Annotated in this window: 19 protein-coding genes; 8 read left to right on the top strand and 11 right to left on the bottom strand. The window is 65.4% G+C overall.

All coding sequences use genetic code 11. The features are described from left to right. Positions 1–3 precede the first annotated feature (3 nt). From N511_RS0115350 to N511_RS0115340, 3 genes are read left to right on the top strand one after another with little or no spacing between them, the layout of a single operon-like run. Complete coding sequence (locus N511_RS0115350) at positions 4–462, top strand: nuclear transport factor 2 family protein (protein WP_027680124.1); 459 nt, start codon at positions 4–6, stop codon at positions 460–462. Continuing rightward, entirely contained in the window at positions 459–1,217 is a 759-nt protein-coding gene (locus N511_RS0115345; protein ID WP_027680123.1) for an SDR family oxidoreductase, read from the top strand. The genes N511_RS0115350 and N511_RS0115345 overlap by 4 nt, the downstream gene beginning before the upstream one ends. 38 nt (positions 1,218–1,255) lie before the next feature. After that, complete coding sequence (locus tag N511_RS0115340; protein ID WP_027680122.1) at positions 1,256–2,104, top strand: ureidoglycolate lyase; 849 nt, start codon at positions 1,256–1,258, stop codon at positions 2,102–2,104. A gap of 3 nt (positions 2,105–2,107) precedes the next feature. On the opposite strand, the gene N511_RS0115335 is transcribed toward N511_RS0115340, so the two are convergent. Beyond that, positions 2,108–3,025: a LysR family transcriptional regulator gene (locus N511_RS0115335; RefSeq protein WP_027680121.1), complete on the bottom strand. Its 918-nt coding sequence runs from the start codon at positions 3,023–3,025 to the stop codon at positions 2,108–2,110. A gap of 133 nt (positions 3,026–3,158) precedes the next feature. Between N511_RS0115335 and N511_RS0115330 the strand changes: the two genes are divergently transcribed. The 3 genes from N511_RS0115330 (at position 3,159) to fahA (ending at position 7,556) form a co-directional block, all read left to right on the top strand. Further along, on the top strand, positions 3,159–4,559 hold the full coding sequence (locus N511_RS0115330; RefSeq protein WP_027680120.1) for an MFS transporter: 1,401 nt from the start codon (positions 3,159–3,161) through the stop codon (positions 4,557–4,559). A gap of 63 nt (positions 4,560–4,622) precedes the next feature. Beyond that, positions 4,623–5,969 carry a homogentisate 1,2-dioxygenase gene (gene hmgA, locus N511_RS0115325; RefSeq protein WP_027680119.1) on the top strand — a complete coding sequence of 449 codons (1,347 nt, stop codon included), beginning with the start codon at positions 4,623–4,625 and terminating at the stop codon, positions 5,967–5,969. A gap of 315 nt (positions 5,970–6,284) precedes the next feature. Further along, entirely contained in the window at positions 6,285–7,556 is a 1,272-nt protein-coding gene (gene fahA / locus N511_RS0115320; protein ID WP_027680118.1) for a fumarylacetoacetase, read from the top strand. 39 nt (positions 7,557–7,595) lie between these two features. On the opposite strand, the gene N511_RS0115315 is transcribed toward fahA, so the two are convergent. Beyond that, complete coding sequence (locus tag N511_RS0115315; RefSeq protein ID WP_027680117.1) at positions 7,596–8,234, bottom strand: FMN-binding negative transcriptional regulator; 639 nt, start codon at positions 8,232–8,234, stop codon at positions 7,596–7,598. A gap of 104 nt (positions 8,235–8,338) precedes the next feature. Next, the gene (locus N511_RS0115310) at positions 8,339–9,496 is read right to left on the bottom strand and encodes an acyl-CoA dehydrogenase family protein (RefSeq protein ID WP_027680116.1); all 1,158 of its coding nucleotides are present in this window, start codon (positions 9,494–9,496) and stop codon (positions 8,339–8,341) included. A gap of 112 nt (positions 9,497–9,608) precedes the next feature. On the opposite strand from N511_RS0115310, the gene N511_RS0115305 reads away from it, so the two are divergent. Continuing rightward, on the top strand, positions 9,609–10,529 hold the full coding sequence (locus tag N511_RS0115305) for a LysR family transcriptional regulator (protein WP_027680115.1): 921 nt from the start codon (positions 9,609–9,611) through the stop codon (positions 10,527–10,529). On the opposite strand, the gene N511_RS0115300 is transcribed toward N511_RS0115305, so the two are convergent. Continuing rightward, positions 10,530–11,447, bottom strand: coding sequence for a LysR family transcriptional regulator (locus tag N511_RS0115300; protein WP_027680114.1), 918 nt, complete (start codon positions 11,445–11,447; stop codon positions 10,530–10,532). 124 nt (positions 11,448–11,571) lie between these two features. Here N511_RS0115300 and metE point away from each other — a divergent pair, with 124 nt between their 5' ends. Next, a complete protein-coding gene (metE, locus tag N511_RS0115295; RefSeq protein ID WP_027680113.1) occupies positions 11,572–13,902 on the top strand; it encodes a 5-methyltetrahydropteroyltriglutamate--homocysteine S-methyltransferase in 2,331 nt (776 codons plus the stop codon). A 73-nt stretch (positions 13,903–13,975) separates the two neighbouring features. Here the strand turns inward: metE and N511_RS0115290 are convergent, their stop codons facing one another. From N511_RS0115290 to N511_RS0115260, 7 genes are all read right to left on the bottom strand, one after another. Beyond that, positions 13,976–14,638 (bottom strand): DUF799 domain-containing protein, encoded by a 663-nt coding sequence (locus N511_RS0115290; RefSeq protein WP_004634877.1) that lies wholly within the window; start codon positions 14,636–14,638, stop codon positions 13,976–13,978. Further along, the gene (locus tag N511_RS0115285; RefSeq protein WP_004634880.1) at positions 14,638–15,003 is read right to left on the bottom strand and encodes a DUF4810 domain-containing protein; all 366 of its coding nucleotides are present in this window, start codon (positions 15,001–15,003) and stop codon (positions 14,638–14,640) included. The genes N511_RS0115290 and N511_RS0115285 overlap by 1 nt, the downstream gene beginning before the upstream one ends. 49 nt (positions 15,004–15,052) lie before the next feature. Beyond that, complete coding sequence (locus N511_RS0115280) at positions 15,053–15,736, bottom strand: CsgG/HfaB family protein (RefSeq protein WP_004634882.1); 684 nt, start codon at positions 15,734–15,736, stop codon at positions 15,053–15,055. 386 nt (positions 15,737–16,122) lie between these two features. After that, positions 16,123–16,893, bottom strand: a complete 771-nt coding sequence (locus N511_RS0115275; protein WP_027680111.1) for a crotonase/enoyl-CoA hydratase family protein — start codon at positions 16,891–16,893, stop codon at positions 16,123–16,125. Positions 16,894–16,941: 48 nt separating this feature from the next. After that, positions 16,942–20,037 carry an efflux RND transporter permease subunit gene (locus tag N511_RS0115270; protein WP_027680110.1) on the bottom strand — a complete coding sequence of 1,032 codons (3,096 nt, stop codon included), beginning with the start codon at positions 20,035–20,037 and terminating at the stop codon, positions 16,942–16,944. Next, on the bottom strand, positions 20,034–21,191 hold the full coding sequence (locus tag N511_RS0115265; protein ID WP_027680109.1) for an efflux RND transporter periplasmic adaptor subunit: 1,158 nt from the start codon (positions 21,189–21,191) through the stop codon (positions 20,034–20,036). Before N511_RS0115265 ends, N511_RS0115270 begins: the two co-directional genes overlap by 4 nt. Then, positions 21,188–22,756, bottom strand: coding sequence for an efflux transporter outer membrane subunit (locus tag N511_RS0115260; RefSeq protein ID WP_027680108.1), 1,569 nt, complete (start codon positions 22,754–22,756; stop codon positions 21,188–21,190). Before N511_RS0115260 ends, N511_RS0115265 begins: the two co-directional genes overlap by 4 nt. Between the last annotated feature and the right edge of the window lie 64 nt (positions 22,757–22,820).

Here is a 22,820-nt window from a genome sequence, read left to right as displayed (position 1 = left end):
CCCATGCTGTTGCACACGTTTGTCCGCCGCATTGCGGGCGTTGCGATGACCGCTGCGCTCGCTGCCGGCAGCGCCCTCGCCCATGCCGCCACCGATGCCGACACGGTTGCGCAAGCCGTGGAGCGCCTGCGCGTTGCCATGGTGGCCAGCGACGGCGCCACGCTCACCAAGCTGATCGAGAACGATCTGACCTACGGCCACTCGTCGGGCAAGCTGGAAGACCGCGCAGCCTTCCTCAAGACGCTGGACGGCACGAATTCATTCAAGTCGATTGCGCTGACCAACCAGGCCGTGCAGGTCAACGGCGACAACGCCTGGGTGCGTCACGTGTTCGACTCCGTCAACAACCTGCCCGACGGCAAGACGAGCACCGCGCATATCGGCGTGCTGCAGGTGTGGAAGAAGCATCCGGACGGCTGGCGCCTGTTTGCGCGCCAGGCCTACCTGCTGCCCAAAGAATGAGCGGCGCCGCTTTCCCCGGGCGCCTGGCGGGCAAGACCGCGCTCGTGACAGCCGCTGCGCAAGGCATCGGCCGCGCCTGCGCCGAGCGCTTCGCCCGCGAAGGCGCCCGCGTCATCGCCACCGACCTGCGCATCGATGCATTGAACGATGTGCCGTTCGAGGTCCACCGCCTCGACGTGCGCGATACCGGGCAGGTCAATGCGCTCGCTGCCGAGCTTGGCGGCATCGACATCCTCTTCAACTGCGCGGGCTTCGTACACGCCGGCTCGGTGCTGGAGTGCGATGAGGATGCGTGGGATTTCTCGTTCGACCTCAACGTCAAGTCGATGTACCGCACCCTGCGCGCGTTCCTGCCGGGCATGCTGGAACGCGGCGGCGGCAGTGTCATCAACATGTCGTCCGCCGCGTCGAGCATCAAGGGCGTGCCGAACCGCTTTGTGTATGGCGCATCGAAGGCGGCGGTGATCGGGCTGACCAAATCCGTGGCGGCAGACTTTGTGGCGCGCGGTATCCGCTGCAATGCGATCTGCCCCGGCACGGTGGTATCGCCATCCCTCGCCCAGCGCATCGATGAACAAGCCCGCACGCAAGGCAAGCCGCGCGCGGAAGTCGAAGCGGCGTTCGTCGCACGCCAGCCGATGGGGCGCCTCGGGCAGCCGGAAGAGATTGCCGCGCTGGCCGCCTATCTGGCTTCCGACGAGGCCGCCTTTACGACGGGGCAAGTCCACCTGATCGACGGCGGCTGGTCAAATTGATACCTTGATGCCTTTCCCCCAACCGATCTGAGCTTTTCATGAAACTGCTGCGCTTCGGCCCCCAGGGCCAAGAAAAACCCGGCCTGCTCGATGCCACCGGCACTCTCCGTGATCTGTCGGGCATCGTCGACGACATTGCGGGCAACGTGCTGTCGGACGCATCGCTCGCCCGGCTGCGCGAGGTGGACCCTGCCACGCTGCCGGCCGTCAGCGGCCAACCCCGCATTGGCCCGTGCGTCGGGCGTGTCGGCAAGTTCATCTGCATCGGGTTGAACTACGCCGACCACGCCGCAGAGTCCGGCCTGCCGGTACCGTCCGAACCGGTCGTCTTCAACAAATGGACCAGCGCCATCTGCGGCCCGAATGACGACATCGAAATCCCGCGCGGCTCCGTCAAGACCGACTGGGAAGTCGAACTGGGCGTGGTCATCGGCAAGCCCGCCAAGTACATCGACGAAGCCAACGCGCTGGACTACGTGGCCGGCTATTGCATCGTCAACGACGTTTCCGAGCGCGAATGGCAGATCGAGCGCGGCGGCCAGTGGGACAAGGGCAAGGGCTTCGACACGTTCGGTCCGCTCGGGCCGTGGCTGGTCACGCGCGACGAGGTGCCCGACCCGCAGGCGCTGGACCTCTGGCTGGAGGTGGACGGCCACCGCTATCAGAACGGCAATACGCGGACGATGGTGTTTGGTGTCGCGCAACTCGTGGCGTATCTGAGCCGCTGCATGAGCCTGCAGCCTGGCGATGTCATCTCGACAGGCACGCCGCCGGGCGTGGGACTGGGCATCAAGCCGAACCCGGTCTACCTCAAGCCTGGGCAGACCATGCGCCTGGGCATCGCCGGCTTGGGCGAGCAATTGCAGCGCACGGTCTCGGCCGCCTGACGCCTAGCCTTCCAGTTCGGCAAAGCGCTGCGCGACAAGGTTGCGCAGCCACTGGTTGCCGGCGTCCTGATGGAAACGCCGGTGCCAGAAGACATTCGTCTGCAACGCGGGCAGCTTGAGCGGCGGCGCCACGAACTCCAGCCCGAACGGCGGCGCCGCACGCTCGGCCAGCTTGCGCGGCACCGTCACCACCAGGTCGGTCGTGCTGACGATGTACGGCACCGCCACGAAGTGCGGCACGGAAAAGCGCGCCGACTGCGTGATCCCCGCCTTGTCGAGCAGCGGCCCGATGGCGTTGTACGGGCTGGCCGAACTTGCCACCACCAGGTGCGACGCTGCGCGAAAGCGCTCCAGCGTCAGCTTGCCTTCCGACAGCGCATGGCCGCGCCGGAACATCGTCACGTAATCCTGCCGGAACAGGCGACGCTGGAAGAGGCTCTCGCCGGAAAGATCATCGAACGCGCCGATCGCAAGGTCGATGGCGCCAGCCTCCATTTCGGCCTTCATGTCGAACCCGCCGGCCCGCATGGTATCGATGCGCACGCCGGGCGCCTGCTCGGCACATAACTGCGCCAACACCGGCATGAAATACACCTCGCCGACATCGCTCATGGCAATCGTGAAGGTGCGCGTGGAAGTGGCCGCATCAAAATGCGTGCGCTGGCCGAAGGCGCGCTGCAGCGTGTCGAGCGCCATCGCCACCGGTTCGGCCAATTGCTCAGCAAGTGCGGTCGGCATCATGCCGCGCGGGGTGCGCACAAAGAGTTCATCGTCAAAGGTCTGGCGCAGGCGCGACAGCGCGTTGCTTACCGCCGGCTGCGACAGGCCCAGCCGCTCGGCCACGACGGAGATGCGCTTTTCGCGCAGGATTTCCTGAAACAGCACCAGCAGGTTCAGGTCGACATCCCGCAGGTTGAGCATGGCAGCGCCCCAACATTCACAATATCAATATCGTGCATTCTCGCATTGATATTCCAAATTTTCATCCGATCCGGACAATACGCGCATACCAAGAATCCAAAACAGAGCGGCAACGCCGCCACCGGAGACGACCATGCGCCCTGCCCCCGCTGTTCACGAAGCCCCATCCGCGCCTATCGACCTCGCCCGGCTGATCGATCAGGGCAAGGTCGGCGGCTTCCAGATCCTGTTGCTCGCCATCTGCGGTCTGTGCCTGATCATCGACGGCTTTGATGTGCAGGCCATGGGCTATGTGGCGCCCGCCATCATCAAGGACTGGAACATCACCAAGGCGAGTCTCGGGCCAGTGTTCGGCGCGGGGCTGTTCGGCATGCTGGTCGGCTCGCTCGTGTTTGGCGTGCTGGGCGACCGCTTCGGGCGGCGGCCGGTGCTGATCGTTGCGACCTTCTTTTTTGCAGCGTGCATGCTGGCCACCACGCAGGTGGAAACGGTGAACGCCCTGCTTATCCTGCGCTTTGTCACGGGCCTGGGGCTGGGCTGCATCATGCCCAACGCGATGGCGCTGGCCGGCGAGTTCAGCCCCGCACGCACGCGCGTGACCTGGATGATGCTGGTGTCATGCGGCTTTACTGTCGGCGCGGCGCTTGGCGGCTTTGTGAGCGCGGCGCTGCTGTCGCGCTTTGGGTGGCATGCCGTGTTTCTGGTGGGCGGCCTGGTGCCGCTTGTCATTGGCGTGATGATGGTGCTGTGGCTGCCGGAATCCCTCCAATACTTGGTGCTCAAGGGCGATCCACAAACACGCCATCAGCGTTTGGCTCGCTGGCTGGGCAAGCTGGCGCCGCAACTGCAGGTAAACGCGCAGACGCAATTCGTGGTGCCCGAGGCAGCCGCGCGTGGCATGCCGGTCTCCGCGCTCTTCACGGAAGGCCGCGCCAAGGTCACGCTCGTGCTGTGGGTCATCAACTTCATGAACCTGATCGACCTGTACTTCCTGTCGAACTGGCTGCCGACGCTGATTCGCGATGCCGGTTACCCGACGGATACCGCTGTGCTGGTCGCCACCGCGCTGCAGGTAGGCGGTGTGATCGGCACGCTCACGCTGGGCCGGTTGATCGATCGCCTGGGCTTTGTGCGCGTGCTGGCCGTGTGCTTCCTGATCGCCTGCGTCACCGTCGGTCTGATCGGCCATGTGGCGGCTGCGCTGCCCGTGCTCGTGGCGGTGGTGTTCGTGGCGGGCTTCTGCATCGTCGGCGGACAACCTGCGGTAAATGCGCTGGCCGCCACGTATTACCCCACCACGCTGCGCGCCACCGGCATCGGCTGGAGCCTCGGCGTGGGCCGCATCGGCTCCGTCATCGGCCCCGTGATCGGCGGACAACTGATTGCCATGCAGTGGAGCGGCCCGGCGTTGTTCTCGGCCGCCGCGGTGCCGGCGATGGTGTCGTTCGGCATGGTGCTGGCGCTTACGCTGGCCGCCAGTGGCCCGGACGCCGCACGCTTTGCCTCACGTCGCGCAACCGGCAAGCCCGCCTGATGGCCCGGTAACGACTACGCTTTCCCTGAAGACGCTCCTGACTTTTTCTCCAAGGACTTCACCATGAATATGCTCGCCCCGACGGTCAAGAACGCATTCACGCCCGCGTCGCTGGACCGGCCCGCTTACCAGAGCGGCTTCGGCAACGAGTTCGCCACCGAAGCCCTGCCCGGCGCGCTGCCGCACGGCCAGAACTCCCCGCAGAAGGCGCCGTATGGCCTGTATGCGGAACAGATTTCCGGCACGGCGTTCACCGCCCCGCGTGCGCACAACCGCCGCTCGTGGCTGTATCGCATCCGCCCGGGCGCCGTGCATCTGCCGTTCGAGGCCATGGCGCAAAGCCGTTTCCACAGCAACTTCAACGAGGTGCCGCCCTCGCCCAACCAGCTGCGCTGGGACCCGCTGCCCGCACCTGCCGCCGGCACCGATTTCATCGACGGCATCGTCACCTTCGCCGGCAACGGCGGGCCGGACGCGCAAACCGGCTGCGGCATCCACCTGTACGCCGCCAACGCGTCGATGACGGACCGCTTCTTCTACAACGCCGACGGCGAACTGCTGATCGTCCCGCAGCAAGGCCGCCTGCGCCTGCTGACCGAGATGGGCGTGGTCGATGTGGAGCCGCTGGAGATTGCCGTCATCCCGCGCGGCGTGCGCTTCCGCGTCGAACTGCCGGATGGCGACGCGCGCGGCTACATCTGCGAGAACTTCGGCGCGCTCTTCCGCTTGCCGGACCTGGGCGTCATCGGCTCGAACGGCCTGGCCAACCCGCGCGACTTCCTCACCCCGCACGCGTGGTACGAAGACCGCGAGGGCAACTTCGAACTCGTCGCAAAATTCCAGGGCAGCCTGTGGACCGCGAAGATCGGCCACTCGCCGCTGGATGTGGTGGCCTGGCACGGCAACCTCGCGCCGTACAAGTACGACCTGCGCCTGTTCAACACCATCGGCTCGATCAGCTACGACCATCCGGACCCGTCGATCTTCCTGGTGCTGCAGAGCCCCTCCGCCACACCAGGCGTGGACACGATCGACTTCGTGATCTTCCCGCCGCGCTGGCTGGCCGCCGAAAACACGTTCCGCCCGCCCTGGTTCCACCGCAACGTCGCGAGCGAATTCATGGGCCTGATCCAGGGCGTGTACGACGCCAAGGCCGAAGGCTTCGTGCCCGGCGGCGCCAGCCTGCACAACTGCATGAGCGGCCACGGCCCCGACGCCGACACGTTCGAAAAAGCCAGCAACGGCGACACCACCAAGCCGCACAAGGTCGACGCAACGATGGCCTTCATGTTCGAAACGCCAGCCGTGATCCGCCCCACGCGCTTCGCAGCGGAATCCGCGCAACTGCAAGCCAAGTACTTCGAATGCTGGCAAGGCCTGAAGAAGCATTTCGACCCCACCAAGCGTTAAGCACGATCGACGAATTCACATTGACGCCAAGGCAAGCGCCGCGAAGGTGTGGCCGTACCTTGCCCTAGATGGCGCCTTGAATTTCTGTTGCAGGGAGGAAAAAGAGGGGAGGCCTGTTTGAGCGAAGCGAGTTTGCCTCCCCTCCCTCCCTGCGACATAAATTCAAGGGGAAGTCGCCATCTCGGGCGCGCCTTTCTTTGCTTACTTTCTTTGGCAAGACAAAGAAAGTGAGTCGCCCCCGGCAGGGGGTGAAACAAGGGATGCACCAGCAACGTCAAGCAATAACCGACTCAACAAACAATCCACCGCCCCATCATGACCACCCGCCAACTAAGCTGGCTAGAATCCGCCAACACCCCCGACACCCACTTCCCCCTGGAAAACCTGCCCTTCGGCATCTTCTCCACCAAGGAAAACCCGTCGCCACGCGCAGGCGTAGCCCTGGGCGATCAGGTCATCGATCTCGGCGCCCTGGATGACGCTGGCCTGCTCCCCGCAGCAACACGCGGCGCGTTCCGCACCGGCAAGCTCAACACCTTCATCGCCCTCGGCAAGCCCGTCTGGGCGGAAACGCGCAAGAAGCTGCAAGCGCTGTTCAGCGTGGCCGACACGCACGTGCGCGACAACGCCACGCTGCACGCCCGCGCGCTGGTGCCGCAAGCGCATGCCGTGATGCACCTGCCCATCGACATCCCCGGCTATACGGATTTCTATTCATCGAAAGAACACGCCACCAACGTCGGCCGCATGTTCCGCGATCCCGAGAACGCGCTGCTGCCCAACTGGCTGGAAATCCCGATCGGCTACAACGGCCGCGCCAGCTCCGTGGTGGTGAGCGGCACACCGCTGCATCGCCCGATGGGCCAGATCAAGCTGCCCGACCAGCCGCGTCCGATCTTCACGGCCTGCCGCAAGCTGGACTACGAGCTGGAGATGGCCTTTGTGGTCGGCAAGCCCAGTGCGCTGGGTGAGCCGGTTTCCGTCGACGCAGCGCCGGACCACATGTTCGGCGTCGTGCTGCTCAACGACTGGAGCGCGCGCGACATCCAGCAATGGGAATACGTGCCGCTCGGCCCGTTCAACTCGAAGGGGTTCGGCACATCGATCTCGCCGTGGATCGTGACGATGGAGGCGCTGGAGCCGTTCCGCGTTGCCAACCCGGCACAATCGCCCGAGCCGCTGGAGTACCTGCGGCAGAGCCGTCCCAACGCCTACGACATCGCCCTTGAAACCGCGCTGCGTCCGCACGGCGGCGCGCGCACCACGATCGCCCGCACCAACTTCCGCGCGATGTACTGGACGATGGCGCAGCAGCTTGCACACCACACCGTGTCCGGCTGCAACGTGCGCGTGGGTGACCTGATGGGCTCGGGCACCATCAGCGGAACGACGCCGGATTCCTACGGCAGCCTGCTGGAACTGACTGTCAACGGCAAGCAGCCGCTGGACCTCGGCAACGGCACCACGCGCGCCTTCCTGGAAGACGGCGACGAAGTCACCATGACCGGCTGGTGCCAGGGCGATGGCTATCGCGTGGGCTTTGGGGAAGTGCGCGGCGAGATTCTGCCGGCGCGCAGTGTGAAGTAATGCGGTGTGGAGCAGCGGATTAAGAGTCCGCTGCTCGCATCATTCCGTCTTTGCCGCCAGCGCAGCGAGCATCGCGTCACCGACGACATGCGCGCCGCTGGCCTTGAGCGCCTCGCCGGCGCCGCGTGCATCGCGCGCTTCCCGGTTCTGGCCGAGCTTGAGCTTGCCCTCAAGGCGCGTGATCTCGATCTCGATGCCGACAATCACCTTCAGCAAGTCATCGATGTAGTCGGCAGGCGCGTCCGACATCTTCCACGGCTTAGGCTGCGAAGCCTCATGCGTGCGCGTTAGGCGAGCCACCACGCCGCGCACGAAACGTTCGTCGTCACGCACGGTGATGCGGCCATGCGCATGCACCACGCGGTAGTTCCAGGTCGGCACATCCTTGTGGTGCTCGTGCTTGCTCGGATACCACGTCGGTGAAATGTACGCATCGCCCGCGCGGAAGATGACCAGCACCTCATCGCCGTTGGCGACGTCTTTCCACACCGGGTTGGCGCGCGCCACGTGGGCATGCAGCACGCCAAGCTGGCCCTCTTCGGGCAGCAGCAAGAACGGAATGTGGTTCGCATCCAGCCCCTGCTCGCCATGCGTGACGAGCGTTCCGAACGGATTCTGCGCGATCAGATCGTGCAACGCGTCAGGACGCGATTCTTCAAAGTGGGCGGGGATGTACATGGCGACTCCGGCAACGATCGTGCAATCGAACAGGAAAGCGCCCATTCTGAACCAGAACGTGGCTCCAAAACAGAGCCACATTCCGGCAGATTGTTAGGGCCAGCCTAGTCGCGCAGCAGGTTCTTGGCGATGATGAGCTGCTGGATCTGCGTGGTGCCTTCGTACAGGCGCAGCAGACGCACATCGCGATAGAAGCGCTCGGCCTTGTACTCGGCAATGTAGCCCGCGCCACCGTGAATCTGCACCGCACGGTCCGCCACGCGACCGACCATCTCGGTGCAGAACATCTTGGTGCAGGACGCCAGCATGCTGATTTCGTGGTCCTGTTTTCCGATGGGCTTGGCGTCGTAGCGGCGCGCGCAGTCGCGCACCATCGACATGCCGGCGTACAGCTCCGCCTGGCTGTCGGCCAGCATGGCCTGGATCAACTGAAAGTCTGCGATGGACTGGCCGAACTGCTTGCGCTCCTTGGCGTAGGCCACTGCGTCGGTCAGCAGCCGGTGCGCCATGCCGCATGCCAGCGCCGAGATGTGCAGGCGGCCGCGGTCCAGCACCTTCATCGCCGTCTTGAAGCCCTGCCCCGCCACGCCGCCAATGATGTTGGCCGCCGGCACGCGCACGTTATCGAGCATGACATCGCACGTCTTGGTGCCGCGCTGGCCCATCTTCCTGTCGGGCTTGCCGAGCGTGATGCCCGGCGTATCGGCCGGCACGATGAAGGCGGAAATGCCGCCCGCGCCTTCGCTGCCCGTGCGCGCCATCAGCGTGAAGGCCCCGGCGCGCGGCGCGTTGGTGATGAAGCGCTTGGTGCCATTGATGACGTAGTGATCGCCGTCGAGCGTGGCGCGCGTCTGCAGCGATGCGGCGTCCGAACCGGCGTTCGGTTCCGTCAGCGCAAACGAGATGACCAGTTCGCCACTGGCGATGCGCGGCAGGTAATCGGCCTTCTGCGCATCGGTGCCGTCCATCAGGATGCCCTGCGATCCGATGCCGACGTTGGTGCCGAACACCGAACGGAAGGCCAGCGCCGTATGCCCGAGGTCATACACCACCTCGCATTCCTGGGCCATTGCCAGGCCAATGCCGCCGTACTCCTCCGGAATCGACAGGCCGAACAGGCCCATCTCTTTCATGTCGGCAACGATGTCGGCGGGCACGTCATCCTCTTCCTCGAGGATGTTTTCCGCCGGCATGAGCCGTTCCTGGATGAAGCGCTGCACCGATTGCTGCAGCAGGCCGAAGGATTCGTCGTCGAGCGCCATGTCGCTGATTCCTGAGGATATTCCGGCCGATGTTACCGGGTTGGGACGTTTTGACAATCCGGACCGGCATCAACAGAATGTCGAGTCTCATTCACCAATCTGGCGGGCCGTCATGGATCTCAATGCGCTCAAGCTGTTCGTGGAAATCGTCGACGCGGGCAACCTGTCGGCGGCGGCACGCCGGCTGCAGACCACGCGCTCGAACGTGAGCCACCGGCTGAAGGCGTTTGAGCGCGCACTGGGCGTGCAACTGCTGCGCCGGACCACGCGCCGCGTGGAGCCCACGGAGGTGGGCGCCGGCATCTACGAACACGGCCGCAGCATCCTGCGCGAAATGGCCGCCGCCGACGCGCTGGTCTCGTCGCTCGGCAAATCGCTGCAAGGCAGCGTGCGGCTGTCGGTGCCGACGGGGTTGGGGCATTTGCTGGTCTCGCCGCTGCTGGTGGCCTTCAAGCGGGCGTATCCGGATATCCGGCTGGATGTGCGGTTCGACAACCGGGTGTCCGATCTCATTAGCGAGGACGTCGACGTGGCGCTGCGCATCGTTTCCAACCCACCGGAATCGCTGGTCGCCACGCTGCTCGATGAAGTCGACTGGGTGCTGTGCGCCGCGCCGGACTACCTGGCCGTGCATGGCGTGCCGAAAACACTCGACGCGCTCGCAGCCCACACCATCGTCAGCGCGCCGGCGGTCGGACAACCGTTGCGGCTGTCGGCGCAACTGGGCGATGAGCGGACACTCGTGACGCTGGACCCGGGCGTCTCGTCCGACAACTACCTGTTCCTGCAAGCCGCCGTGCGTTCGGGCAATGGGCTGGGAATCCTGCCCTATTACGCCGCGGCCGATGATCTGCGCGACGGCCACGTCAAACGCGTGCTGCCCGCGTATCGGTTCAGCGTGTTTGGCAGCCGCCTTTACATGCTGGCAATGCCGAGTCGATACCGGACACTCGCGACGCGGCACTTGCTGGACTTCCTGAAAGACGGCCTGCAAGGCAAGTTGCCGCGCTTGCCCCGCAAGGGGCACGCCTGATTACGCTTCCAGCGGCATCAAGCCCGGCAACTGCGCAAAGCAGATCGACTTGGCCGTCTCGATAAAGTCCTGCGCAAACGGCGCCTGCGCATAGTCGCGCGTCATGGCGGCGTAGAGATCGCTCCACAGGCCTTCCTTGCCGACACGCTTGGCCACCACGTATTCGTAATCGACGTAATTCTTGATGCCCCAGCTCGGCAGCGCGGCCAGCCCGCGGCGGCTGGCAACGAGCTGCAGCACGGCGATGGTCAGCTCCGCCGTGCGGCGGTTGAATGCGATGCCGGCCGGTGTCAGCACCTGGCGGATCAGATCGATGCGCTCTTCGGGCACGGGGTAGGTGATGAGCGTCTGGTCCGTAAAGTCCTTCGCCTCCAGCCACTTCTTGTTGCGCAGCGCGTGGTCAACGGGCAGCACGGCGAGGATCTCGAAGCGGAACAGCGGCGCAAATACCACGCCGCGCCGCATCTTGGCGTCGGAGCCGATGATGACGTCGGCGCGGCCGTCCTTGAGCAGGGCGAGCGGATCGGTGTGGAAACCCGACACGAGGTCCATCTCCACTTCCGGCCAGCGCTGGCGGAAGGCGTCCATCACGGGCATCAGCCAGTCAAAGCAGGTGTGGCATTCCAGCGCGATACGGAGCGTGCCGGCCGCGCGGCCCTTGATGCGTTCAAGGTCGCGCTCGGCGGTCTGGATGTCGGCGACGACCTTTTGCGCGAGTTCCAGCATGCGCTCGCCGGCTTCGGTCAATTCCACCGTCTGGCCCTTGCGGCGGACGACGGCCAACCCATAGTGCGACTCCAGCGCGCGCAATTGATGCGACAGCGCCGATTGCGTGAGGTGCAGCCGCTCGGCGGCGCGCGAGACGGAGCCACCGTCGGCCAGGGCGATCAGCGTGCGCAGATGGCGGATTTCGAGCATGTTCGTGCGATTTCCAATCTATGAATCTCATTCAACGTTATCGAAAATAATATCATTTGATTCATGACAACGGGTCGCCGATCATCGCTGGACTGAAAACCGAATCGCCTCTCCTGCGACCACTATGACGACCATCCACACCCTCGGCTACCCGCGCATCGGCGCGCAACGCGAGCTGAAGTTCGCGCTCGAATCGTTCTGGAAAGGCGCCTCGTCCGAAGACGACCTGCGTGCCACCGGCCGTGCCCTGCGCGAGCGCCACTGGACTGCCCAGCGCGACGCCGGCCTCGACTTTGTAACCGTGGGCGATTTCGCCTGGTACGACCAGGTGCTGCAGACGGCCGCCCTGCTCGGCGCCATTCCCACACGCTACGGCTTTGACGCCGCGCAGCTGACGCTGGCGCAATCGTTCGTGCTCGCCCGCGGCAATGCCGACCACGCGGCCATGGAAATGACGAAGTGGTTCGACACGAATTACCACTACCTCGTGCCTGAACTGACGCCCGACCTCCTCGATCGGCAATGGGGCCAAGGCACCGAATGGTTGTTCGACGAAGTGCGCGAGGCACAGGCCGCGGGGCACCGCGTGAAGGTGGCACTCATCGGGCCGGTCACGTTCCTGCATCTGGCCAAGGCGCGCAACGGCTTGACCGACAAGCTCGCACTGCTGCCGCAAGTGCTTCAGGCCTACGCGGCTGTGCTGCAGCGCCTGGCCGCGCTGAATGTGGAATGGGTGCAGATCGACGAACCGGCGCTGGTGCTGGATCTGCCGCAAGCCTGGGTAGACGCATTCGGCCCCGCTTACCAGGCGCTGGTCGCTGCCAACGGCCCGAAGCTGCTGCTGGCGACGTACTTCGAAGCTGCGTCCCACCACGCTGCATTGATCAAATCCCTGCCGGTCGATGGCGTGCACCTGGATCTCGTGCGAGCACCGGAACAGCTGGGCGCGTTCGCACCGTGGCCCGCAGACAAGGTGCTCTCCGTTGGCGTGGTCGACGGCCGCAACATCTGGCGCTCCGATCTCGCACGCGTTCTTGAACGCGTGGCGCCGCTGGCCGAAGCCTTTGGCGATCGCCTGTGGGTCGCGCCGAGCTGCTCGCTGCTGCATGTGCCGGTGGACTTGTCCGCCGAAACCAAGCTCGATGACGAACTCAAAGGCTGGCTGGCCTTCGCGCGCCAGAAGCTGGACGAACTGGCGATCCTCAAGCTCGCGCTGGTCGAAGGTCCCGCCGCCGTGCAGAAGGCGCTGGATGAGAACCGCGCGGCCATCGCCTCGCGCACCCAATCCCGCCGCGTGCACAACGCTGGCGTCAAGAAGCGCGTCGCCGCGATCCGCGCAGAAGATGCAGAACGCGCCGCACCTTACGCCGACCGCGCAGAAGCACAGCAAGCCCGCCTGAACCTGCCGCTGCTGCCGACCACCACCATCGGCTCGTTCCCGCAGACGGCCGAGATTCGCCAGGCGCGCGCGCAACACAAGCGCGGCGAACTCCCCGCGCTGGACTACCTGCAACGCATGCGCGCCGAAATTACCGACGTCGTGCGCCGCCAGGAAGCGCTCGGCCTCGACATGCTCGTGCACGGAGAAGCCGAGCGCAACGACATGGTCGAATACTTCGGCGAACTGCTGTGGGGCTACGCCTTCACCGCCAACGGCTGGGTGCAGAGCTACGGCTCGCGCTGCGTAAAGCCGCCCGTGATCTACGGCGACGTGTATCGCCCGGAAGCGATGACGGTCGAGTGGTCCAAGTACGCACAAAGCCTGACCACCAAGCCGATGAAGGGCATGCTGACCGGCCCGGTGACGATGCTGCAGTGGTCGTTCGTGCGCGACGACCAGCCGCGCGAGCAGACCGCACTGCAGATCGCCCTGGCCTTGCGCGACGAAGTGTGCGATCTGGAAGCCGCCGGCATTGCCGCCATCCAGATCGACGAGCCGGCTTTCCGCGAAGGCCTGCCGTTGCGCGCCGCCGATGTGCCGGGCTACCTGGAATGGGCGGCGCGTGCGTTCCGCGTGTCGGCTTCCGGCGTGCGTAACGACACGCAGATCCACACGCACATGTGCTATTCGGAGTTCAACGACATCCTGCCGGCCATCGCGTCAATGGATGCCGACGTGATCACCATCGAGACCTCGCGTTCGAACATGGAACTGCTCGACGCATTTGGGGAGTTTGCGTACCCGAACGAGATTGGGCCGGGCGTGTACGACATCCATTCGCCGCGCGTGCCGCGTGTGGAAGAAATGGAAGCGCTGCTCGACAAGGCCGCCCAGGTTGTGCCGGTGCAACGCCTGTGGGTCAACCCCGACTGCGGCCTGAAGACGCGCGGCTGGCCGGAAGTGGAAGCGGCACTGCAAGGCATGGTGGAAGCCACGCGCCGCTTGCGCGCCAAGCATGCCAATGCGCTGCATGCGGGGAGCAAGGCGACGCAGGACGAAGGTGCAACGGCTTAAAAGTCGATAGCACCAAAGAAAAACGCCAACCGGCTTGCGCTGGTTGGCGTTTTTTCTTGCGGCAGACGGCAGCTTAGTCCGTGCCGTACTTCGGCGAGCGCGGACCATACAGCAACCCGCCCGGTTGCCCAGCCGACAGCAGACGCGCGCTCGTCGTGCCGGCCACCTTGTAGCCCTGGTCGGTCACGTTGGCGATGATCTGGTTGACCGCCGCCGACACCAGCATGCCGATCAGGCCGCCGCCCGAGTTGTTTCCGCCTTCGTTGTTGGACGCGCTTGCGCGACCCGTCCAGAGCGTCTGCCCGCTCTTCAGGTCGACCAGCTTGGCATCAGCCGACACGACGGTGGAGCTGCTCACCACCATGTACTTGCTGCCGTACTGCGTGACCGTGATGTACAGCGCCGCATCTGCGCCGAAGATGTCATGCAGCTTGGCCACCGGTACGCCGTGGATGTCGCCTGCGGTGTTCAGGCCGTTCTGGCGGAAGGTTTCATCCACCAGCGCGACCGGCAGTACGTAGTAACCCGCCTCTGCCAGCGGCACCGTCACTTGCGAGAGCATGCCGTAGGTAGCGCCCACGTCGGGCGACTCATTCAGCGGCGGCAGCACCACGATCGAACGCGGCTTGCTGGCCTTGAAGGCTGCATAGTCGACGTTCTTGGTCGGCACAGCACAACCCGCCATCAGGGTTACCACGCCGGCCGCGGCAAACAGTTTCAGAAAGCGCTTGGCCATCAGTTGGTCCCCTTCTTCACGTTCTTCATCAGGAAATCGATGTACGTCGCCGATTCCGGAAACAGTGCCTTCTCGGTATTGAACTCCTGGACCATCTGGTCATCCTTGCCGAGGCCCGAATACAGCATGCCCAACTGGGCGTGATAGCCCGGCGGCACGGCGCCATTCGTCGCCTTGATCTTCTCCAGGCCGCGCTCCAGCTCAGCCACCTGGGCTTCCTTCGCTTCACCCTTGAAGTACTGATACACCTGCGGTTGGTAGCCTTCCCACTGGTACAGCGGCTTCGGACCGGCGCAACCGGCCAGCATTGCACTCCCGACGGCCACACCGGCCGCCACGCGCCACATCGCAAACACCTTGCTCATGACTGTTGTTACCCCTTATTTCGTGTTTTTGTTTTGACTGCGTCTGCGCTTATTGCGCGCCCGGCTTCCAGGCACCGCTTTCGATGCCGTTGACCAGGTTGTTCACCGCTTCGCGCATGGCCAGGTCCAGCACCTTGCCGTTGAGCGTCGAGTCGTAGCTGGCCGTTCCGCCAAAGCCGATCACTTCACGGTTCGACAGCTTGTACTCGCCCGCGCCGCCCACCGAATACACGACTTCCGACGTCGAGATGTTCACCACATTCAGCGCGACCTTGGCGTAGGCCACCTGCTCCTTGCCGCGGCCGAGGATGCCAAACAGTTGCTGATCGCCGGTTTCCTTGCGGCCGAACTCGGTCACGTCGCCGGTGATGACGTAGTCGGCGCCCTTGAGTTTCTGCGCGGTGTTCTTGATGGCGGCTTCCTGCTTGATCTCGGCCATATTGTCGCGGTCGAGCACCGAGAAGCGGTTCGTCTGCTGCAGATGCGTGATCAGGATGGTCTTGGCCTGGCCGCCCAAGCGGTCCACGCCGTCCGAGAACACGCCGCGCATGTACGCCGAGCGGTTATCGAATTTGCCCACCGCAATCGGGGCACGCACGCCGGCGTATGGGCGGCTCGCGCTTTCCACCTTGGCAACCGGCAGCGCCTGCGACGATTCGGTCGCGCACCCGCCGAGCATGCCGAGTGCCACCGCTGCGGCGCCGGCAATCATCAATTTCGAGGTTTGCTTCATTCGACTTCTCCCTTAAAAATTCTTAAATCTGATTTTCTAAAATATTATTTCGAGCACTCACGCGAAGCGCCCAGGCACTATCGGCACGGGATGGCCCGCGCTTGATTCGAAAACAGAGGAAATTTGGATCGGCCCGCAACGCTCCGCGCGAGAGGCAAACCCATCGCGGATGCGCGCGCCGACAGCGTTGGCAACGCTGTATGCCGCGACGAAGCTCCCACACCACCCTTGCATTATCTGGACGTCATTGCGTCCATTATTTTCAGCAAAGCGCGAATTGTAACGGCTGATGCGGTGAATGAAGGCAGCAATCGGTCAACTCAAAGCCCCCCTCGGATTTCGGGTTGACTTTTTAAGGGGCAAAACCTGCTCGGCGAGCGATTCGGTTATTGGCCATGCCGGCCGGCACCGCGTGCAAATCGCGCGGCGCCCTCCACCCCTTCGGCAAACACCATCGGCGTGCCGCGCGCGCCTTCCTGTTGCAGCGCTGCCGCCAACGGCAAATCCCACTGCGCATACGCCGACGCCCGATCGGCCAGCATGCATTGCTGCGGGAAGGCGGCGATGTCTCGGGCAAGCTTCTGCGCCATGGCAAGCGACTCGCCGATTCCGACCACGCGATTGGCCAGCCCCATGGCGAGCGCCTCGTCAGCGGAAACAGCGCGGCCAGTCAGGATCATGTCCAACGCTCGGCCCATGCCGATGATGCGCGGCAAGCGCACCGTACCGCCGTCGATAAGGGGCACACCCCAGCGCCGGCAGAACACGCCGAATACGGCGTCGCGCTCCATGACGCGCAGGTCGGCCAACAGCGCAAGTTCCAGCCCGCCCGCCACGGCATAGCCGCTCACCGCAGCGATGAGCGGCTTGGACAGCGGCATGCGCGAAGGGCCCATTGGCCCGGGCATGCCGCCATCGGGGTCGAGATGATTGCGCCTGGAAGGATCGCCGACGGCCGTCAGGTCGGCGCCGGCACAGAAGTGGCCGCCGGTGCCGCCAAGCACGGCAACGCGCAACGCGTCATCGGCTTCGAAACGCTCGAACGCATTGAGCAGCGCGGCAGCGGTCGGCCCGTCCACCGCGTTGCGGCATTCGGGCCGGTTGAGCAGGATGGTGCAGACCGGGCCATCGGTCTGGAAGAGCACAGCATCGGGCATGGGCGGTCTCCGCAGCGCGGTACGTTGGCAGACCGCCCGATGCTACACCTAGCGCGGACCGTACTCCGACGCGGCCTCCGCCCGGTGCCCGTGATGGCGCACGCCTCGGAACTTGCGCAAGGCCCACTCCTTGAAGTCGTCGGCTTTCTCGAACACCACCGGCACCACGAGCAGGCTCAGCAGCGTAGAAGTCAGCAGACCGCCGATCACCGCCACGGCCATCGGTGCGCGGAAGCCGGCATCGCCTTCCAAGCCGAGCGCCATCGGCACCATGCCCGCCGTCATGGCCACCGTGGTCATGACGATGGGGCGGGCGCGCTTGTGGCAGGCGTCGATGATCGCCTCGGTGCGCGACATGCCGAGATCGCGCCGCGCAACGATGGCGTATTCGACCAGCAGGATCGAGTTCTTGGTGACGATGCCCATGAGCATCAGCAAGCCGATCAACGCCGGCAACGACAAGCTGAAACCAAACAGCGCCAAGAGCCCGAACGCTCCGCCCACCGACAGCGGCAGCGCCGCCAGGATCGTCACCGGCTGCGTGAAGTCGTGGAACAGCAGCACCAGCACTGCATACACGCACAGCACGCCGGCAAACATGGCGAGGAAGAAGCTGCTGAACAGCTCCTGCATGCCTTCCACATCGCCCGAGGCAATGCGGCGCACGCCCGGCGGCAAGTTCTTGATGGACGGCAGCGCCTCCACCGCCATGTTGGTGTCGCCCAGCGCGCGCCCTTCCAGCCCGACGCTGATGGTGACGTTGCGGCTGCGGTCATACCGGTCGATCTGCGCGGGGCCGCTGCCGATGGAAATATCGGCGATGTTCTCCAGCGGCACCGCGCCGTTACGGCCCGGCACGCGCAACTGGCGAATCGTGTCGATCTGGTTGCGCGCCTTCGGATCCAGTTCAACGCGGATGTACACCTGCCGCTCGGGCAGGTTCAGCTTCGGCAGGTTGACATCGTAGTCGCCGGCGGTGGCCACGCGCACGGCCTGGCCGATGGCAGCGGCTGTCACCCCTTGCTGCGCCGCGCGCGCAAAGTCTGGGCGGATGACGATTTCGGGCCGCAGCAAACTCGCTGACGACGTGACCGCGCCGAGCCCCGGCACGGTACGCAGATCGCGCATCACATCGCGCGCGGCCTGCTGAAGCGTGGCAGGATCGTCGCCGGTCAGCACCACCTGGAGTTGCTCGCCGGAGCCCACCGCCCCAAACGAGATCCGCACGCCCGGCACGCCTTCGAGCATTTCGCGCAACTGGCGCTGGACGTCCTGCTGCTTGACGTGCCGATCATGCCGGTCGGTCAGCGAGATCGTGAGCGTGCCGTTGCGCACCTCGCCGCCGCTGGAGCCCGGCACGCCGGCCATCACGCCCGAGCCGATGGCCGTATAGACGTGACGGACTTCCTTGTGCTGCATCACGATCTTGCGCACGCGCTCGGTGTTGTCGCGCGTTTGCGCGATGGTGCTGCCGGGCGGGCTTTCCACCGTCATCTGCAATTGCGCCCAGTCTTCGGGCGGCAGGAACGTTGCCGGAATCAGCCCGATGATGGCGACCGACACAACGAAGAACGCCGCCGCCATGCCACCCGTCTTCCACGGATGCACCAGACACCAGCGTGCCGCCTGCAGATAGCGCGTCATGATCCAGCTGTCGCGGTTGGGCTCGTCCTGCGGCTTGAGCATGTAGGCGGCCATCATGGGCGTGAGCAGCCGCGCCACCAGCAGCGAGGCCAGCACCGCCAGCGACGCCGTCCATCCGAACTGCTTGAAGAACTTGCCCGAGATACCGCCCATGAAGGCCGTCGGCAGAAACACCGCCACCAGCGTGAGCGATGTCGCCACCACGGCCAGGCCAATCTCCTGTGCCGCTTCCATGGCAGCCTCCAGCGGCTTCTTGCCATTGCGCAGGTGGCGCACGATGTTCTCCACCTCCACGATGGCGTCGTCAACGAGAATCCCGACCACCAGCGTGAGCGCCAGCAGCGTGATGCCGTTGAGCGTGAAGTCGAGCAACTGCATGGCCGCGAAGGTCGGGATGATCGACAACGGCAGCGCCACCGCCGACACGAACGTGGCCCGCCAATCGCGCAGGAACAGCCACACCACGATCACGGCGAGGATGGCCCCTTCGTACAGCGCGTGCATCGACGCGGTGTACGCGTCCGACACCGGCTTGACCATGTTGTAGACCTCGGTCACATGCACGTTGGGCCGCTCGGCCTGCAGCGCGGCCAGCGCTTCGCGTACGCCCTTGGCCACCGAGATTTCGCTTGCGCCGCGCGAGCGGAACACCTGGAAGCTCACGACAGCCTTGCCGTCGAACAGCGCCATCTGGCGCGGCTCAGCCGCGGTATCGCGCACGTCGGCCACATCCGACAGGCGGATGCGCCGGCCGTCCGACAACGGGATGTCCATCTGCGCCAGTTCGCGTGCGCTCTTCACTGTGCCGAGCGTGCGCACGGCCTGCTCCTGCCCGCCGATGTTGCCGCGCCCACCCGGCGCTTCCTGCTGCATGCCGCGCACTTGCGCGCTGATATCCGCCGCCGATACGTTCAACGCCTGCAGGCGCACGGGGTCAAGCTGCACGCGCACTTCGCGGTCCACACCGCCCTGGCGCGTCACCTTGGCCACGCCATGCACCGACAGCAGCCGCTTGTTGACCGTGTTGTCGACGAACCAGGACAGATCCTCCGCATCCATGTCGGACGCTTCCACGGCGTAGGTCAGCACGGGCAGGCTCGCGAACGTCACGCGAGAAATAACCGGTTCCTGCACGTCGGACGGCAACTGCGCGCGGATGCGACTGACCGCATCGCGCACGTCGTTCACGGCCTCCTGCACATCCTTCTCGAGCTGGAACTCGACCATCGTGGTCGAGCTGCCGTCGTTGATGGTGGACGTGATGTGCTTGATCGCGCCGATGCTCGCAATGCTGTCTTCGATCTTGCGCGTGACCTCGGTTTCCATCTGCGTGGGCGTGGCGCCCGGCAGGCTGGCCGTCACGGAAACCGCAGGAAAGTCGATGTCCGGAAAGTTCTGGATCGACAGCATCTTGAACGACACCAGCCCCGCCACCGTGATCAGGATGAACAGCAGGATCGACGGAATCGGCTTGCGGATCGCCCAGGCGGAAAAGTTCATGGCTTGGCTCCGGCTGCCGGCGCCGCTGCGGCGGGCACGGCGGGTGCGGACGTTGCACCGGCGGCCGCCACACGCACCACATCGCCATCGCTCAGGAAGGCAGCGCCGGCAGCGACCACGCCGTCATTCGCGCCGATGCCCTGCACGATTTCGACGTTTCCGGCCTGGCGGCGGCCGACCGTGACCTTGGTCTGGCGCACGCGCCCTTGCTGGCCGATCACCATCACGTAGTCGTAACCATCGCGAGAGAAGACGGCGGTCTCCGGCAAGGTCGCGGCCGGCGCATCGCCCAGCAGCACATCACCCGAGAGATACATGCCGGCCTTCACGCCGGACGTTGCAGCTTCCGGCGGCAGATCGACATAGATGAGGCCATTGCGCGTGTTGGCGTCAACCGTGGGAGCGACCTGGCGCACGCGGCCGTTCACCACGCCGCCATCCATGCGGCGCACGCGCGCGGCCTGGCCGGGCTGGATGCGCGGCAGGACGTCGCCGTGCATTTCGGCGCGCCATTCCAGGCGATTCTTGCGGATGAGCTTGAAGAGTTCGGTGCCGGATGACACCACTGCGCCCACGGTGGCCGTGCGTGCGCTGATCACGCCATCGTCCGGCGCGACCACACGCGTGTAGCGCAAACGCAATTGCTGGCTCTCGAACTGCGCCCGGGCGGCGGCCAGCTTGGCAGCCGCCGTCTTGGCCTGCGTGTCGTACTGGATCAGATCCTGTTGGCTGATCGCACCGCTCTTGTCGAGTTCGTGCGCGCGGTGCGCCTCGCCGGCGGCTTGCGCGGCCGATGCCTCGGCTTCGGCCAGGCTGGCACGCTGCGCCGCGACATCGGCCCGCACGGTTTCATCCGACAGACGGGCAAGCAGCTGGCCTTGCTTGACCACATCGCCCACGTTGACGAGCACTTCCGCCAGCTTCAACCCGCTCACCTCGGCGCCGATGCTGGCTTCCTGCCACGGCTGCACCGCACCGCTGGCCGTGGCGACACGCGGCCACACCTGCTGTGCGAGATGCGCAACGTTGACAGCCAGCGCCGGCTTGGCAGGCGTCTGCTTCTTCTCGTTCTCGGGCGCAGATTTGCCGCACGCCGCCAGCGCGCCGGCCAGCAACACCGCCAGCGCGCCCATCCAAACTCGTTGTCCTGTCATGAAGCGGTTCCGGTATGCGCCCCGCCCTGTGCGGCCGGCGCAGTGGTCTTGTTTTCGGGATGAGGATTGGCGCCATCGTCGCGCCAGCCGCCGCCGACGGCCTTGTACAGCGCCACCCAGGCCTGTGCGCGTTCGAGCTTGACGGCCGCCAGCGATTGCGAAGCCTGCAACGCCGTACGCCGCACGTCTTCCAATTGGAGCAGGCTGCCGGCGCCCAGCCGGTAGCGCGCGTTCGACGCTTCCAGCACCTTTGCGTATTGCGCATCGGCCATCGCGGCAGCATCGACGCGGCGGTCCGAAGCATCGAGGCGCACCAGCGCGTCTTCCACTTCCTGCACCGCCTGGCGCACCTTGCCGCGATAGCTGGCCAGCGCCTGGTCGTAACGGGCACGCGCCGTTTCCACACGCGCCGCGCCCGAGCCGCCGTCAAAGATCGGCAACGACACCGACGGCCCAAACGACCACGACTTGCTCGTCAACGATTGACCGCCAAGGCGGTACGAATTGATGCCGATGGACCCCGCCAGCGTGATCGACGGCAAGCGGCTTGCCACCGCCACACCGATATCGGCGCTGGCTCCCGCCACCGCGCGCTCGGCCGACGACACATCCGGCCGTTGCGACAGCACCTGCGCCGGCACATCGGGCACACCGGCATCGGGCTGCGCCGGAATCTGCGCGTTATCTTTGGACAGCAGCCCGTTCAGTGCGTCATGGTCGAGGCCGGTGAGGGTGACGAGCTTGTCGATACCCTGCGCGCATTGCGCACGCTGGCCCTCCAGCGCATTCACCGCATCGCCCACGGTGGCCTGCGCCTGCGCAAAGTCAGCGGGCGCGACAAAACCCGCGCGGAATTTACGTTCGGTCAGTTGCAGCGTTTCCTGTCGGGACGACAGCGTTGCCGCGCCGATATTCACGAGCGCCTCGCACTCGCGTTGCTGCAAGTAGGCATTGGCGACCTCGGCGGCGAGCGATACGCGCGCGTCGTGCCAATCGGCCTCGCTGGCCGTCAACCGCGCATCGGCGCCTTCCAGGCTGCGGCGTTTGCCGCCGAAGAGGTCGATCTCCCACGACGCGTCGGCCTGCGCCGCCAGCGTGGTGATCGTGCCGAGCCCCAGCGTCGGGTTGAGTGCGCCCCCATAAAGCCCGCCCGCGCCGCCGGCAAACTGGCTGCCGCCGAACCCGCCCTGCCGCATGGCAGAGCCGGAACCCTTCAATTGGGGGACGAGCGCCGCGCGGCTGGTCGAGACGCTCGCCCGCGCTTCGCGCACGCGACCTACCGCCTGCGCAATCGTCGGACTCGTCGCATCGGCTTGCTCAACTAGTTGGGTGAGCACAGGATCTTGAAACTGCTCCCACCAGCGCGCCAGTGCCATGCGGCTGCCGTGGTGGGGCAGCGTGGCATGCCAGCCTTGCGGGGCTTCGGTGCCGCTCAGGGGCGGCGTGTGGTAATCGGGCCCGACCGCGCATCCGGCCAGCAGCAGGGCCAGCACCAGCGCCGCGATTCGGGCGCGACCGCCGGGCGCGTAGCTGCCGGCGAGTCGACCTGTCCGACCTGTCTTCATGGGAAGTGTCCTTCTGAAACGCAGCTGGGATTATGCCCAGTCAAGCGTCTGCAAGACACCCGCC

The organism is Ralstonia sp. UNC404CL21Col (genome assembly GCF_000620465.1).
Lineage (GTDB): Bacteria > Pseudomonadota > Gammaproteobacteria > Burkholderiales > Burkholderiaceae > Ralstonia > Ralstonia flatus.
The sequence above is the reverse complement of the archived record's forward strand: the minus strand, read 5'-3'. Positions and strand labels throughout refer to the sequence as shown.

What these genes read in the sequence shown, in the direction of transcription:
- N511_RS0115285 (WP_004634880.1), bottom strand. Translation starts at nt 15,003, where the DNA reads ATGAGCAAGGTGTTTGCGATGTGGCGCGTGGCGGCCGGTGTGGCCGTC.
- N511_RS0115340 (WP_027680122.1), top strand. Translation starts at nt 1,256, where the DNA reads ATGAAACTGCTGCGCTTCGGCCCCCAGGGCCAAGAAAAACCCGGCCTG.
- N511_RS0115345 (WP_027680123.1), top strand. Translation starts at nt 459, where the DNA reads ATGAGCGGCGCCGCTTTCCCCGGGCGCCTGGCGGGCAAGACCGCGCTC.
- hmgA (WP_027680119.1), top strand. Translation starts at nt 4,623, where the DNA reads ATGAATATGCTCGCCCCGACGGTCAAGAACGCATTCACGCCCGCGTCG.
- N511_RS0115335 (WP_027680121.1), bottom strand. Translation starts at nt 3,025, where the DNA reads ATGCTCAACCTGCGGGATGTCGACCTGAACCTGCTGGTGCTGTTTCAG.
- N511_RS0115290 (WP_004634877.1), bottom strand. Translation starts at nt 14,638, where the DNA reads ATGGCCAAGCGCTTTCTGAAACTGTTTGCCGCGGCCGGCGTGGTAACC.
- N511_RS0115310 (WP_027680116.1), bottom strand. Translation starts at nt 9,496, where the DNA reads ATGGCGCTCGACGACGAATCCTTCGGCCTGCTGCAGCAATCGGTGCAG.
- N511_RS0115315 (WP_027680117.1), bottom strand. Translation starts at nt 8,234, where the DNA reads ATGTACATCCCCGCCCACTTTGAAGAATCGCGTCCTGACGCGTTGCAC.
- N511_RS0115280 (WP_004634882.1), bottom strand. Translation starts at nt 15,736, where the DNA reads ATGAAGCAAACCTCGAAATTGATGATTGCCGGCGCCGCAGCGGTGGCA.
- N511_RS0115350 (WP_027680124.1), top strand. Translation starts at nt 4, where the DNA reads ATGCTGTTGCACACGTTTGTCCGCCGCATTGCGGGCGTTGCGATGACC.
- N511_RS0115330 (WP_027680120.1), top strand. Translation starts at nt 3,159, where the DNA reads ATGCGCCCTGCCCCCGCTGTTCACGAAGCCCCATCCGCGCCTATCGAC.
- N511_RS0115275 (WP_027680111.1), bottom strand. Translation starts at nt 16,893, where the DNA reads ATGCCCGATGCTGTGCTCTTCCAGACCGATGGCCCGGTCTGCACCATC.
- N511_RS0115260 (WP_027680108.1), bottom strand. Translation starts at nt 22,756, where the DNA reads ATGAAGACAGGTCGGACAGGTCGACTCGCCGGCAGCTACGCGCCCGGC.
- N511_RS0115265 (WP_027680109.1), bottom strand. Translation starts at nt 21,191, where the DNA reads ATGACAGGACAACGAGTTTGGATGGGCGCGCTGGCGGTGTTGCTGGCC.
- fahA (WP_027680118.1), top strand. Translation starts at nt 6,285, where the DNA reads ATGACCACCCGCCAACTAAGCTGGCTAGAATCCGCCAACACCCCCGAC.
- N511_RS0115305 (WP_027680115.1), top strand. Translation starts at nt 9,609, where the DNA reads ATGGATCTCAATGCGCTCAAGCTGTTCGTGGAAATCGTCGACGCGGGC.
- N511_RS0115270 (WP_027680110.1), bottom strand. Translation starts at nt 20,037, where the DNA reads ATGAACTTTTCCGCCTGGGCGATCCGCAAGCCGATTCCGTCGATCCTG.
- N511_RS0115300 (WP_027680114.1), bottom strand. Translation starts at nt 11,447, where the DNA reads ATGCTCGAAATCCGCCATCTGCGCACGCTGATCGCCCTGGCCGACGGT.
- metE (WP_027680113.1), top strand. Translation starts at nt 11,572, where the DNA reads ATGACGACCATCCACACCCTCGGCTACCCGCGCATCGGCGCGCAACGC.